The 14,855-nt window shown below is 41.5% G+C and carries 10 protein-coding genes; 7 read left to right on the forward strand and 3 right to left on the reverse strand.

Annotation, left to right across the window (positions count from 1 at the left end; all coding sequences use genetic code 11):
- Nucleotides 1-203 precede the first annotated feature (203 nt).
- Both ACL6C3_RS03075 and ACL6C3_RS03080 read left to right on the forward strand, forming a co-directional pair.
- A complete protein-coding gene (locus tag ACL6C3_RS03075) occupies nucleotides 204-1,853 on the forward strand; it encodes an AAA-like domain-containing protein (RefSeq protein ID WP_413165238.1) in 1,650 nt (549 codons plus the stop codon).
- On the forward strand, nucleotides 1,846-5,367 hold the full coding sequence (locus ACL6C3_RS03080; RefSeq protein ID WP_413165239.1) for an AAA-like domain-containing protein: 3,522 nt from the start codon (nucleotides 1,846-1,848) through the stop codon (nucleotides 5,365-5,367). The genes ACL6C3_RS03075 and ACL6C3_RS03080 overlap by 8 nt, the downstream gene beginning before the upstream one ends.
- A gap of 207 nt (nucleotides 5,368-5,574) precedes the next feature.
- Here ACL6C3_RS03080 and ACL6C3_RS03085 read toward each other — a convergent pair whose 3' ends face one another.
- The gene (locus ACL6C3_RS03085; RefSeq protein WP_413165241.1) at nucleotides 5,575-6,351 is read right to left on the reverse strand and encodes a hypothetical protein; all 777 of its coding nucleotides are present in this window, start codon (nucleotides 6,349-6,351) and stop codon (nucleotides 5,575-5,577) included.
- 250 nt (nucleotides 6,352-6,601) lie between these two features.
- Between ACL6C3_RS03085 and cobA the strand changes: the two genes are divergently transcribed.
- The 5 genes from cobA (at nucleotide 6,602) to ACL6C3_RS03110 (ending at nucleotide 12,759) form a co-directional block, all read left to right on the forward strand.
- A complete protein-coding gene (gene cobA / locus ACL6C3_RS03090) occupies nucleotides 6,602-8,164 on the forward strand; it encodes a uroporphyrinogen-III C-methyltransferase (RefSeq protein WP_413165242.1) in 1,563 nt (520 codons plus the stop codon).
- A gap of 37 nt (nucleotides 8,165-8,201) precedes the next feature.
- Entirely contained in the window at nucleotides 8,202-9,425 is a 1,224-nt protein-coding gene (locus ACL6C3_RS03095; protein WP_413165244.1) for a trypsin-like peptidase domain-containing protein, read from the forward strand.
- A gap of 282 nt (nucleotides 9,426-9,707) precedes the next feature.
- Complete coding sequence (locus tag ACL6C3_RS03100) at nucleotides 9,708-11,147, forward strand: response regulator (RefSeq protein WP_413165246.1); 1,440 nt, start codon at nucleotides 9,708-9,710, stop codon at nucleotides 11,145-11,147.
- Nucleotides 11,148-11,294: 147 nt separating this feature from the next.
- Entirely contained in the window at nucleotides 11,295-11,732 is a 438-nt protein-coding gene (locus ACL6C3_RS03105) for a response regulator (RefSeq protein WP_413165247.1), read from the forward strand.
- Nucleotides 11,704-12,759 (forward strand): diguanylate cyclase domain-containing protein, encoded by a 1,056-nt coding sequence (locus ACL6C3_RS03110; protein ID WP_413165249.1) that lies wholly within the window; start codon nucleotides 11,704-11,706, stop codon nucleotides 12,757-12,759. The genes ACL6C3_RS03105 and ACL6C3_RS03110 overlap by 29 nt, the downstream gene beginning before the upstream one ends.
- Here ACL6C3_RS03110 and ACL6C3_RS03115 read toward each other — a convergent pair.
- Nucleotides 12,745-13,851 (reverse strand): saccharopine dehydrogenase family protein, encoded by a 1,107-nt coding sequence (locus ACL6C3_RS03115; protein WP_413165251.1) that lies wholly within the window; start codon nucleotides 13,849-13,851, stop codon nucleotides 12,745-12,747. The genes ACL6C3_RS03110 and ACL6C3_RS03115 overlap by 15 nt on opposite strands.
- 46 nt (nucleotides 13,852-13,897) lie before the next feature.
- A complete protein-coding gene (locus ACL6C3_RS03120) occupies nucleotides 13,898-14,692 on the reverse strand; it encodes a hypothetical protein (protein ID WP_413165253.1) in 795 nt (264 codons plus the stop codon).
- Nucleotides 14,693-14,855: the final 163 nt, after the last annotated feature.

The raw sequence follows: 14,855 nt of genomic DNA on the forward strand, positions 1-14,855 counted from the left end.
GTATAGAATAGATGGAAGCTCACCAAACGACTAATAACTCTAAATCAATCATCATCTGCAAAATCTGGATGCAAAATTGAATAAAACTTCTGCGAACGCCGATTTTTAAACACATCAGTTTAGATTAACCCTTTACTAGACTCATGCCGCCAATGCAAAATCAGTCACCTCTAATGTGTTCTGTTCACCGAGATTCTCAACCTATGGAACAACCCGGCGGACCAATCCCTGCTTTTTCAACGGTATATATCGAGCGTCCCCCCTTAGAAAAACAAGCCAAAGAAGCCATCGAACAACCGGGGTGTTTACTGCGGATCAAAGGCTCTCGAAAAATGGGAAAAACTTCCCTAATTCTTCAGCTAAAAACTCATGCAATTGGCTTAGGATATCGGGTTGTTCATCTGGATTTTCGCCGAGTTGACTCTAGTATTTTAACAGACTTAAATTCCTTTTTGCGGTGGCTTTGTAAAAGCCTAACTTATCAACTTAAACTCGAAGATGAACTCGATGACTACTGGGACGAAGATATCGGCGGCAAAATCAGTTGCACTTCCTACCTCTACGACAGTATTTTAGAACGGCTTGAAACTCCCCTCATACTGGTTCTCTGCGAAATAGATCGCTTATTTGAGCATCAGCAAATTTACCAAGACTTTTTACCTTTATTGCGGTCTTGGTATGAAGAAGCAAAACAAGAAGAAACCGCTCAAAAACTGAGGTTAGTTTTAACCCATTCTACAGAAATTTATGTTCCTTTAAAAATAAATCAATCCCCCTTTAACGTGGGTTTTGTTCTGAAACTTCCCCCGTTGAATTTAGAACAAACTCAAGCCTTAGTTCGCTGCTATGGGTTTTCCTCGCGATTAACTGAAACCCTTGCCAAACAACTCTACGAATGGGTTAACGGACATCCCTATTTAACCCAACTGGCACTGCATCATCTGGCAAAAGAAATTGAAGCCAACCCAGATAATCCCGAAGACAAACTGGCTCATATTTTAGAAGAATCGGCAACACCGTCGGGAATTTATAGCGATCATTTGCGGGGATGTTTGGCGTATTTGCAACAGAGTCGAGAACTGGCAACGGCGTTTAAATACGTTGTTGAAATCGACGATCCCATTTTGCTCGATCCGATTTTAACGTACCAATTGGAAAGTTTGGGTCTGGTTAAAACTATCAGCAATCAAGTTGTTTGTAGCTGCAAGCTTTATCGCGAATACTTTAAAAACTACGAACTCGACATCCAAAATCAACATCCATTAACGAACTATCTCAGAGCGCTCAGATCCGAAAATCAAACCCTCAAACAGCTTTCGGAAACGGACGAATTAACGGGATTGGCTAATCGCCGCTGGTTCAATCGCACGATCCAAGAAGAATGGCAACGGTTAGGAAATCAAGGCAAATTTATATCACTTATTTTGGTAGATATCGATCATTTTAAACTCTATAACGATCTCTACGGTCATCCAGCAGGAGATGTTTGTCTACAAAAAGTTGCTAAAACTTTAGAAGAATGCGTTAACGGTTCAACAGATTTGGTTTGTCGGTATGGAGGAGAAGAATTTGCAATTTTGCTCCCTCGGAGTAACAATCAGAGTGCAATGCAAGTCGCTCAACGCATTCAAGAACAAATAAAAGCCTTAAAGATCAACGTTGAAAATCCTAAGGTGATTTGCTTTCCAGAGAACATCTTGACTGTTAGTATCGGGGTCGCTACTATTATACCTTCACCACAATTTAATTGGCTAGAACTTATAGAAGCTGCCGATCAAGCTCTCTATAAATCTAAGAAAACAGGACGGAATCGGATTACTGTCAGCGAAGCATTTAACTCGTTAAATGAGTGACCGTTTTTATCAAGTTGGAGGTAGCTTAACAGTTGGCATAGAAACCTATGTCGAACGGCAGGCTGATACTGACCTTTATCACGCTCTAAAAGGGGGAGAATTTTGCTATGTATTTAACGCCCGTCAAATGGGAAAATCTTCCCTTTTATGTCAGACTCGTTACCGACTGAAACAGGAAAATATTCGCTCCTCCTTTCTAGATCTTACCCGAATTGGTAGTAACGATGTTACACCCATTCAATGGTATAAAGGAATGATTTCTGAACTCTGGCGGGGGTTTAATTTGCCCAAACGTGGAACTTTAAAAACTTGGTTGCAAAGTCAAGAGGGTTTATCTGGCTTACAACAACTCAGTCATTTTATTGAAGATATCTTATTGGACAAACTGAGCGAAGAAAAGTTGATTATTTTTGTCGATGAAATTGATAGCATTCTGAGTCTAAATTTTCAGGTTGATGACTTGTTTGCTCTCATTCGTTTTTGCTACAACCAACGGGCTAGTAATCCCGAATATAACCGCCTGACTTTTGCTTTATTTGGAGTCGCCACGCCTTCGGATTTAATTCGGGACAAAACTCGCACCCCATTTAATCTGGGAAAAGCGATTAATTTGGATAATTTGAGTCTGGATAAATCGACCAGTCTCTCCGCAGGATTTCCGGTCGATAAAGCCGAAGCAAAGACAATTTTAGCAAAGGTCTTTTACTGGACAAACGGACAACCCTTTTTAACTCAAAAGTTGTGTTATCTTGTTCAAGAAAAATTAGAAGAAATCTCTATAAAAAAGTCAGAATCAGCCCGAGAAGATATTAGTCCAGAACGCTTGGTCTCGGAAATTGTGCGATCGCAGATTATCGAAAATTGGGAATTTCAAGACGAACCCGAACACCTGAGAACCATTCGCGATCGCCTGCTGTACCGTCACCATCAAGTCGGGCGAATTTTAGGAATTTATCAGCAAATTTTGCGGGGAGAAAATATTAAATCCGATGAAAGCCGCGAACAAATAGAGTTATTGTTATCGGGGTTGGTGATTAAACAAAACGGCAAATTGCAAGTGAGAAATCCGATTTATGCCGAAGTTTTTAACCTCCAATGGGTAAACCAACAGCTTCAGAATTTGCGACCCTATTCGCAAGCGTTTGATGCCTGGATCGCTTCCGAAAAAACCGACGAATCTCGTTTATTGAGCGGACGGGCGTTGCGAGATGCTCAAGCTTGGTCGCAGGGGAAAAGTTTGAGCAGTTTAGATTATCAATTCTTGGCGGCCAGCGAGGAAAGCGATCGGCAAAAAACTCGGCAAGCCTACGAAGCCGAACGCGCTAAAATTATAGAAACCCAACTGAAACAAGAGCGTAAAAATGCCAAGTTACAACGCTATTTGCTCGGTTCAATTAGTATAGGGTTTTTGGTCGCCGTTGGTTCGGGATTGATCGCATTTAATCAACGCCAGCAAGCCGTAAAACGGGAACAGCAAGCCACAGTTCAAGAAATTCAAGCCTTAATTGATTCCTCAGAAGGACTGTTTACCTCTCACAATCGCTTAAAGAGTTTGGTGGCGGCAATCCAAGCAAAACGGCGATTAAAGAATCTCAAAACTATTCCAGATCATCTCGATAAAAATGTGACAGACACATTGCGCCAGGCTATTTTAGGAACGGCAGAATTTAATCGTTTGCTGGGTCATCAGGGTGCAGTTGTCGCCGTCGATACGAGTTCTGACGGTGAAATGATCGCCACTGGAAGCACCGATAGAACTATTAAACTTTGGAATCGTCACGGTCAGTTACTTAATAGTTTAGAACACGATGGAACAGTTTTCACCATAAGTTTTAGTCCCGATAATCAAACCCTTGTTTCCGCGACCCTATCCGGTACAATTTATATTTGGAATCGTCGGGGAAAACTGCTGAGAAAATTCTCGGCTCATCAAGGTGCAATCTGGGAGATCAGCATCAGTCCGGATGGTCAAATGTTCGCCTCAGCCAGCGGGGATAAAACTGTTAAATTGTGGAATTTTGAAGGAGAACTCCTCAATACTTTTATCGGACATCAATCAACGGTTTGGGGAGTCGCCTTTCATCCAGAGGGAAATATGATAGCCTCGGGAAGTATTGATGAAACCGTGAGGCTTTGGAAGCTCAATGATCAACAAGTTATAACTATAAAAGCCCACCAAGCAGCCGTTTGGGATGTGGAATTTGCTTGGATAAAAGATGAAAACGGACAGAAGAATCCGATGATTATTTCCGCGAGTGCGGATAATACGATTAAACTCTGGAAAACTGATGGTAAGTTGGTTAAAACATTAGAAGGTCATCAAGGTGAAGTTTTGGAAGTTGAGATCAGTTCAGATGGAAATAAAATGGCTTCTGTGAGTGCAGATAAAACCGTTCGACTCTGGACAACAGAGGGTACTGAATTGAGAACATTTAAAGGTCATCAATCCACAGTTCGGGCGGTAGCATTTGCTGAATATGATCGAACTTTAATTTCGGCAGGTGACGATCAGAAAATTATATTTTGGAAAAATAAAAATCTTTTTTCTCGGCTTTTTCAAGGACATAAAGGATCGATTTGGCAAGTAAATTTCAGTCATAATGGTGAAATCTTAGCATCGTCAAGTAGTGACAATACGGTTAAATTATGGTCGGATAATGGAATATTAAAAGAAACAATAGAGGGAAGAAGAATTAGTATTCAATCAACTCAAAATTATACTTCGGGTTTAGAATATCTACACGCCATCGGAAAAGTTGACGGTACAATAGAGTTTTGGAGTTCGGGTCAACTGATTAACTCTTTCCCCGCTCATTCCAGTCAAATTTGGGATTTGTCCTGGAGTTATAATAGTCAGATATTAGCATCTAGCAGCGATGATAAAACTGCAAAGTTATGGAATATAGACGGAAGTTTAATTGCAACTTTAGTTGGACACACAGCAAGGGTTTATAGAGTTGATTTGACCCCCGATAATCAGACTGTTGTAACGGTGAGTGAAGATGGAACCGCCAAACTTTGGAAAACAGATGGTACTCTAGTAAAAACCTTAAACGCTCATAAGAATTCAACGTTTGGACTCGATATTAGCCCAGATGGTGAAATCATTGCGACTGCGAGTGTAGATGATGCCGTCAAACTCTGGAACCTCGACGGTACACTCCTACAAACTTTTAAAGGAGAATGTCGGGGAATAACTTCGGTTAATTTTAGTCCCGATGGTCAAACTTTAGCAGTGAGTTGTGGTGACGGTTCCGTGAAAGTCTTAAAAATAGATGGAACCGAAATCGTTAAACTGAAAATTCACGAGAGTAATGTTTGGGATGTTGCTTTCAGTCCCGACGGTCGATTTCTTGCTTCTGCTGGAGACGATGAGACTATTATTTTATGGAATTTAGAGGAAATTTTAAAGCTGGATGAACTCCCTTACGCCTGCAATTTTGTTAAAGATTATCTTCAAAATAGTTCCGAAGTTGAAGACAGCGATCGCTCTTTATGTGATGGGGTAAATTAAAACCTCTCCCCTAATCTTTCTCCTGCGAGGAAATCAGAAAACCTCTCCCCCAATTCCTCTCCTACGAGGAGTTAGCAAAACCTCTCCCCCAACCCCTCTCCTGCGAGGAGAGGGGAGTAATTTTAGATTAAGAATTAATTCCCCCTCGCCTTTTTAAGTAAAAACCTAGAGTAAAAACCCGGTTTCTTTGAGAAACCGGGTTTTTGGTTAAGCCTCTTTAAAAAATCTGACAATTTCTCGAACGTGGCTGAGAACTTCGCTATCGGTTGTCAGTTGAGAAATGGCATTTTCTGCATCTCTCGCTAACCGTTGATGTTCGGCTTGGTTGGTTGATTTGAACTGTTTTAAATCTGCCGATAGATTCTCCAAATCTCTTTCTTGAACTTCCCAACGTCTAATCTGTTGAGAAATAAATGAATTGGGATTATTCGTATCCAGAAAAGCTTCTAATTCTTGCAATTTATACTCAAGGGTTGCAAAGCGATCGCGAAGTTCAAGCACATCCTCTCGCGGATAAGAAAACTCCCGTCGAACCATCGCCAAACGTATTGCTAAATATTGATAAGCGCGAATAGCCGGACGCAAAACGGTTAATAACAATGCCGCACCCGAACCAATATAACCTACCACACTAATTCCGGCCAAAGCTAAAGCATAAAGTCCGACCGTAGAAATGATATGTAATCCAATCGCAACCCACAGCGAACGTCGGGAAACCAGCCGAACATATTGAAGCTGTTTGTCATCAATTTTGATTTCTTTTTTAACCGAATCTTCCGCTTCTGCGAGAACTTCCTTGGCATCAAAGTGAATATTCCAAGGAACCGTTACAATTAACAATAACCACCAAAACGTCGCGCCACCAATTACCCAATCTAAAAAGTTACCCGTCGGAATATTTAACCATTGCAAGATCCCGAAGCAGAGGAGAACAAATAGAAAAAGTCCCACACCAAATCCTGCAAAATTAATGGAGTTTCTCATCGTTGAATTCTAGCCAATTCAGATGATACAATTATCTCTGGCTGAGTTCAGCTTACCGAAAATTATGTGACAGTTCTCTAACTTTCATAATTGTGACCATTTAACAATTGGATGCTAACCTATAAACAATGTAGGGGCGTAAGGCTTGCGCCCAAAGCCAAAAAATTTACAAAACTTTTACAGAAACCCGGTTTCTCCGAGAAACCGGGTTTATAGGGTAGAGTCTGTTATTAAATAGCCGAATTTGCAAATGAAAACCTCAAAACCAGGGAAAGTTTATTTAGTGGGTGCAGGATTGGGAGATATTGCTTACCTAACCGTGCGATCGCATCAACTTTTGACCCAAGCGGAAGTAATTGTTTATGATGCTTTAGTTGATGATTCTATCCTGCAAATCATTCCGAAAAATTGCCTAAAACTCGATGTGGGTAAACGGGGCGGAAAACCAAGCACCCCCCAATCAGAAATTAACAATCTTTTGGTAAAATATTGTCAGGAAGGAAAACAAGTCGTGCGACTCAAAGGCGGCGATCCGTTTATTTTCGGACGGACAACCGGCGAAATTCAAGCCTTAATTGCCGCTAATTGTGACTTTGAAGTGGTTCCCGGTATTTCCTCAGCTTTGGCGGCGCCTTTACTGGCAGGAATTCCCCTCACAGATGCCGTAATGAGCCGTTGTTTTGCCGTATTAACTGCCCACGAACCCGACGCAATTAATTGGAAAAATGTTTCCCAAATTGACACGTTAGTTATTTTAATGGGAAGTCGGAATTTAAAAGAAATTATTCATCAATTACAACGTCACGGGCGATCGCCTCAAACCCCAATCGCCATTATCCGCGAAGGGGGACGACCCCAACAACAGGTTTGGGTGGGAACCATTAGCGATATCATTGAAAAAACGGCAAAATTCTCTCTTTCTCCCTGCGTTATCGTTGTCGGAGAGGTGGTAAACTTGCGCGATTTCCTGCAATCTACCCTATATTCTATGTCTAATTCTCAAAAACCCTTATCTGGAAAAACCATTTTAATCACCCGGGCGGCGGGACAGTCCAGTAAATTTACCGAATTGTTAACCGCAGAAGGCGCAACGGTGATGGAAATGCCCGCTTTGGTGATCGGCCCTCCTTCAAGTTGGGTCGCCCTCGATGAAGCGATCGCCCAATTTGATGGCAGTTCTCAACCTTATTTTAACTGGTTAATTCTCACTTCGGCTAATGGAATTCATTTCTTTTTTGAACGGCTAAAAAAACAGGGGAAAGATACTCGTATTCTCCACAAAACTAAAATAGCAGTTGTCGGGAAAAAAACGGCTTCTAGTTTGCAGAAATACGGACTCGAACCGGATTTTATTCCCCCGGATTTTGTGGCGGATTCTTTAGTGTCTCATTTTCCCGAATCTCTAGCCGGAAAACGGGTATTATTTCCCCGAGTCGAAACCGGGGGGCGAGATGTGTTAGTGATTGAATTGACCCAACAGGGTGCCGAGTTGGTGGAAGTTCCCGCCTACGAGTCTCGCTGTCCCGATGCGATCGCCCCCGATATCTTAGAGGCTTTACAACAGCGTAAAATTGATGTAATTACCTTTGCCAGTTCTAAAACCGTGCAGAATTTCTGTCATCTAACTCAAGGTTTGGGGAAAGATTTCTTGGAGGGCGTTTGTATTGCTTCAATTGGGCCGCAAACTTCGGAAACTTGTCTGCAATTATTGGGTCGGTTAGATTTAGAAGCAAAAGAATATACTTTAGAAGGGTTAACGGAGGCTATTGTCGCCTGGGAATTGGGACAGAGAACCATTCAGGGTAATTCGTAAGACTAAAAGATTGATCTTCTCCCTTGGGGGTATAAATATGACTTTTCAAAGATTTCGACCAAGCCATTTTACACCGGATTTTACACGGATTTTATTGGGGACGGTTACTGTTGCTGCCATTGTTGTGACTCAACAACAGATTGTTGTCGCAAAATCGGCTCAAGAAGTCGCAGAAATAGCCGCACCAATTACCGTACAAATTAATAGTATATTGGGTGATGGTTCAGGGGTGATTGTGGCAAAATCCGGCCAGAAATATACCGTTTTGACGGTGAATCATGTCGTTGAAGATGCCAGTACAGAATACAGTATTCGCACCCATGACGGCGAAAATCATTCGGCGACGGGGGTGACTCGTTTACAAAATGACAACACCGAACCGGATTTAGCCATTGTTGAATTTGAGAGTAATTTAGATTATCCGGTCGCCACTTTAGGAGATTCTGAACAGGCTGTTATTGGCGCTCAAATTTATGTTTATGGGTATCCGGCAACGGGAGGATTAACCGGGGCCGAACGAGAACCGGAACTCTCGCCGGGATTGGTCACCAGTCGCCCGAAAAGTCGCCCGGAAGGGTACAATTTGCGCTATCAAGCGGTGACGTGGAGCGGGATGAGTGGCGGCCCGGTCTTTGATGGGGCGGGGCGTGTGGTCGGTTTACACGGTCAAGGGGAGTTTGGATTTGCTCAGACCAGTTCCGGGGATGTGGCGCCGATTAAAACGGGATTTAATGCCGCAATTCCGATTAATTTGTTTATTGTACAACTCTCAGAAACTCCGTTAAACGTTGAGGATCTTCAGATTGATAATCAGCCCACAACTGCAACCGAACCGACGTTATCTTTGGATAATCCAGAGGATGCGAAAACTTTCTTTTTTCGCGGATTAACGTTGTTAGATCAAGGGTATGCTTGGGAGGCAATTGAGGCTTTGAATCAAGCTTTAAAACGCGATCCGAATTTGCCCGAAGCTCATTTTAATATGGGTTTGGCTCGCACGCTGTTGGCGGCGAATGTTACTCAAGAAATTGGTACCGTTCGCGGCTCAAATCCGATTCCTGATTATACCGAAGCGATCCGTTTGAATCCCGGTTATGCTGATGCTTATTATAATCGGGGATTGGCTTATTTAGAGCAGAAAAAGTTGGATTTGGCGCTCGCCGATTTTAAACAAGCAGCCCAACTTTATCGGCAACTGGGACGGGAAGCTTCTTACCAAGATGCGGTGCAGCGAATTCAAGAACTTGAAACCTCGATGTAGTTGATTTAACAACTAAAGTTGGAAAGATTTAGAATCTCCAGAATCTTCATTTCTGGGGTATTTTGCCATTTTTGGAGTTTTGGTTATAGTAGAATTAGAGAGCGCTGAAGTCTAGTCTGTAAAATTGACAACCGATTAGAGATTTCAGACATTCAGGATGAATTTTAAAAAAAATTCAAAGCCATGCACATCAGTAGACTCTCTTTAATTTTAAGTTGAAATCTTTGATATAAACGCCTTTTTTACTTTATTTCTGGGAACATTCAAACAAGGAAATTTAACATGACTTCAGGGACTACAAAAACAGAAAACATAGACAAAGGAAATATTGTTGTTGTTGATGATACTCCGGATAATTTGCGACTCTTGGGTAATATTCTCAGAAAAGAAGGGTACAAAGTTCGATTAATTCCGAATGGAGAGTTGGCTTTATCGGGTATTGAATTATTACTACCGGATTTGATTTTGCTCGATATAATGATGCCGGATATGAACGGTTATGAAGTCTGTCAACGTTTGAAAGCAAACCAACGCACTCAAGATGTTCCCGTGATTTTTATTAGTGCAATTGATGAGGTTGCAGATAAAGTTAAAGCTTTTGAAGCCGGAGGAGTTGATTATATTACAAAGCCTTTTCAAGTTCAAGAGGTGTTAGCCCGAGTTGAAACCCATTTAAAAATTCATTTTCTCCAAAAAAATTTACTTGAAAAAAATCAAGAGTTAGAAATCACCCTCCAACAACTAAAAACCACTCAAAATCAATTGGTTCAGTCGGAAAAAATGGCCGCTCTCGGACAGTTAGTGGCAGGAATTGCCCATGAAATTAATACTCCTTTGGGTGCGATTCGGTCTTCGATAGAAAATATCATCGCCTTTTTTAATGATAATTTAGGACATCTCCCCGAAATTTTACAAACTTTGAGTTTGGAACAACAGCAAGATTTATTTGATCTCTGTCACCAGTCTTTACAACAAAGAGACTGCTATTCTAATAAAGAAAAACGTCAGGCGAGACGGGCTTTGACCCGTCAACTCGAAGCCGATAATATTGCCAATGCCGATACAATTGCCGATACATTGGTCGATCTGGGAATTCTGGAAACTTCCCCTTCAATTGTATCGCTGTTAAAAACTGAAGACGGCAATAAAATTTTGGATTTGGCTTATCAAATTACCAGTGTTAAAAAGAGTTCTAACACCATTAAAACTGCAACAGACCGGGCGGCTAAAGTTGTGTTTGCCTTGAAAACCTACGCCCGTTACGATCACCGGGGAAATGCGATAGAAGCTAATATAATTGAGGGCATAGAAACGGTGTTAACCCTTTACCAAAATAATATTAAGCAAGGGGTAGAAGTGATCAGAAATTATCCCGATTCGTTCCCCTCGATTTTATGTTATCCTGATGAGTTAAATCAAGTTTGGACGAATCTCATTCATAATGCTTTGCAAGCGATGAATTATCAAGGGACCTTGACAATTACCGTCGGACAGGAGAGCGAAAATTTAGTGATCAAGATTACCGATAATGGTGCGGGAATTCCCCCAGAAATTCAATCGAAAATGTTTCAGCCATTCTTTACCACCAAACCCGCAGGTCAAGGAAGCGGTTTGGGTTTGGATATTGTGCAAAAAATTATCGACAAACATCAAGGTGAAATTCGGGTGAATTCGGTTCCCGGAGAAACGACATTTACCGTCTGTTTACCCATCAACAGTTAACTCGAATCTCTCTATTTATAATTGGATGAGTTGCATGGTATCCTATAACCTGTGATGTGCTTTTCTGAAGGAACTGCTTGCGGTTCCCGCTCAGGAGTTGAGTTCAACTGATAACTGCAAATCCTAATTTTACTGAGGTTAGCCCTAATGTCTAAGCCTGTCATTTTGTGCGTAGATGATGAAGCTGTCGTTTTAGATAGTTTAAAAATTCAACTCAAAAATGCGTTTAGAGATAGTTATGGCTATGAAATGGCTGAAAGTTCTGAAGAAGCTTGGGAGATTTTAGAAGAACTTTCAGAGGAAAATACAGATATTGTAGTGATCGTTTCTGATTGGTTAATGCCGGGGGTTAAAGGGGATGAATTTTTAATAAAAGTTCATCAAAAATTTCCTCATGTTTTAAAAATCATGCTGACGGGACAAGCAGATCTCGAAGCTGTTCAGAAGGTCATAAAACAAGCGAGTTTGTATCGATGTTTGGATAAACCTTGGAACAGTGAAGAACTTATTGCCACCATTCAATCAGGGTTAAAGGACTATCAATCTTCTCACAATTATGAGCAAACCAGTGGTGATTTGTGTTGATGATGAACCAACAATTTTAGAAAGCTTAAAAGTTGAACTGAGAAAAGCGCTGGACAATCAATGTATTATTGAAGTTGCTGAAAGCGGTCAAGAAGCTTTAGAACTTTTAGATGAACTCCAAGAAGAAAACTCGGAGATAGCGGTCGTTTTATCGGACTATTTAATGCCGGGAATCCTGGGAGATGAACTGCTGAGAATCATTCATCAAAGATCCCCTAAAACCTTAAATATACTCCTCACCGGACAGGCGGATTTACCCGCTTTGGGGAACGCGATAAAATATGCAAAACTTTATCGATATATTGCCAAACCCTGGCAACCCGATGATTTAAAATTAACGGTAATCGAAGCGGTTAATAGTTATATTCAAGAGAAAAAAATCCAGGAACAAACCCTCAAACTGCAACAAATGAATGAGGAGTTAAAACGATTGGCGAGCGAATTAAAACTAGCCAATCAAGAACTCCAACGTTTGGCGGTAACAGATAGTTTAACTAAACTGGCCAACCGCCGCCAATTTGATGAATATTTAGTGCATGAATGGCTAAGGATGATGCGAGAACAGCAATTTTTGTCTTTAATTTTGTGTGATGTAGACTTTTTTAAAAACTACAATGATAAATATGGCCATCCCGCCGGCGATAATTGTTTACGAGCCGTTGCTAACGCCATTCGTCAGCAAGTCAAACGTCCCGGAGATTTAGCCGCTCGCTACGGTGGGGAAGAATTTGTGATTATCCTTCCGAACACTCAAGCCGAAGGTGCTGTTAACGTCGCCGAAGGAATTCGCCAACAAATAAAATCCCTAAACCTTCCCCATTCTCAATCGAAAATTGCCGATTGTATTACCGTGAGTTCGGGGGTGGCGAGTGTGGTTCCTCATCCAAATTATTCACCCTCTGACTTAATAGCGGCGGCAGATATTGCGCTTTACGAAGCCAAACAACAGGGACGAGATTGTGTGATTTATAAACCCTTTTCTAACTCGTTTGAAGATGAGAATTTCGAGGGTTTAGACTTGGGCTAAATATTCCGATTCTATAGTTACATGACGTTCCTCAAGGGTTTGTTTAAATAAATCCGTCGGTAAGGCTTGCTCAATCGGCCAAACTCCCGGTTTATTCAGTTGGTTTGTCAGCAGAAGTTGACCCACACTTCCGGTACCAATTCCGGCGGCGATGGCTGTATTTTCATGGGTCAGAGTTGAACAAAATTCAACCGGTTTTTTGCCTTTATAACCTTGAGCCGATGCGCGGACAGCCACCCCAATTCCGCTAAAATAATCGGTAACGGTTGTCATCGCATAACTCACCTGAGAAAGAAACTCAATTACTGCGGTATTTTGTAACCAACTCGGCGGCCATTGATGGGCGACCATTCCAGTTAAATAATTATAAAAATCGGGAAAAGTGCCGAATTTCGTCACCACCGTTTTCACGTCAAAAGATTGAGCCAGAGTATAACATTCCGGCATATCAAACCAGTAGACCCCCAATTTACCGTAGGGTGCGGGAAATGGAATCACTTCGCGATCGCTATAAGGTTTAACCTGTTCCCATTGTCCGTTTTTCCAGACCTGAAAAGGACGCTGCAACCCGAGAAAAGTAGTTCGCATCACGGTAATTCCCGCCCCACCGGAACCGCCAACCACATAACTTAAATGAATGGTTTCAACTTCATCTAACTCCTCAACACCCAAACGAACCAAACTATTAGAAATACCGGGAAAAATCCCCGTATTAATCACGGCGGTAATCCCTTTTTCTTGAGCTAAATTGTGAAGACTCAAAGCCTTTAACGTAAAACTGCGGTTATCACTGACATCAATATAATTCACCCCGGCTTCAATACACATTTTCAGAACCGTTGCATCCCGATAGTGAAACGGCCCCGCACAATGAATCACCAAATCAACCGATTCAATTGCCGATTTTAACTGATTTTCTTCGGCCAACTCCAATTCTAAAAACTGCATTCGCGGATCGGGTGAGGGCAGAGTCGGGGAAGCTTTTCGCCCGGTGACAACAATCTCAACTTCTGGCGTAAAATTGATCAAATCTTCAGCCACACGACTTCCAACTCGACCTCGACCTCCTAAAATTAAAATTCGCTTTTTCATCTTTCTATTGATGGTCTATTGTTTGCAATCAGTTTCAGACTTTAATTCAAGTAAATGCAGATAAAATTGCCCGTGCAGTTTGAATATTGGTGGCACAAATCACCTGATAGGTATCACACAGTCTAAAAATAGCATCTAGAGATGCTCGGTTCGACCGGCGGGCTAAGGGTTCTCTCAAACAAACCACAGCTTTAATGTTGCCTAAGATAATTTGGGCGCCAATGGTATCTGCTCCCCCAACTAAAACAAAAGGATGAATCACCTGTTTAACACTCAGATTCACGTTCTGCTTTAAGCTTTGAGCCACCCATTCCGGTGCTATAATCGGGACATTCGAGAGAATATCTATTTCCTTTTTTACCCAGTTTAGCAAGTCTGACATTTTGCTTTCATCTGCCATGAGAATCATATATTTGCGATGCGCTCTCAAACCATTTTTGTGAAGTCTCTCAACGGCCGATTCCGTAATCCGATGAATTAATTTAACGGCTAAATAAGGATTTTTCAGTTTGAGATTTTCAATATCATCAAAAGTCATAATCGCAATTTGACCATCACTGGCGGCAATAAAATCAGCTTGGCGATAGATTGACTCTAATAATGCCATTTCCCCTAAAAAATCTCCGGCGATGCGACTCGGGTTATCAACACGCTCGTCTATAATACTAATTTCTCCACTGAGAATCACGCCGAAAGAAGTATCACGTCCCGTTTTCGGCATGATTTCTTGCAGGTCAAAAAACTTATGGATCGAAAAATATTGACAGATCACCTCGAGTTCTTCCGAGTAAAAATCCTGAAAACTCTTTAAATTTAGAAATAACTCCGCTTTTTCAGACATAAAGCCAGAACCCCAATGATATATTAGGAGAGAAACGATCGCAGTTGGCTTGCAACAAAATCAGCAAAGCTTAACTTTTAGGGAAATACAAACACTCACAAGTAGAGAGTCAGATGCTTGACCTGACGAAACAGAAGATTTGAGAATTGAAAATTTCCCCACG

This window comes from Capilliphycus salinus ALCB114379 (assembly GCF_047276495.1).
GTDB lineage: Bacteria > Cyanobacteriota > Cyanobacteriia > Cyanobacteriales > Microcoleaceae > Capilliphycus > Capilliphycus salinus.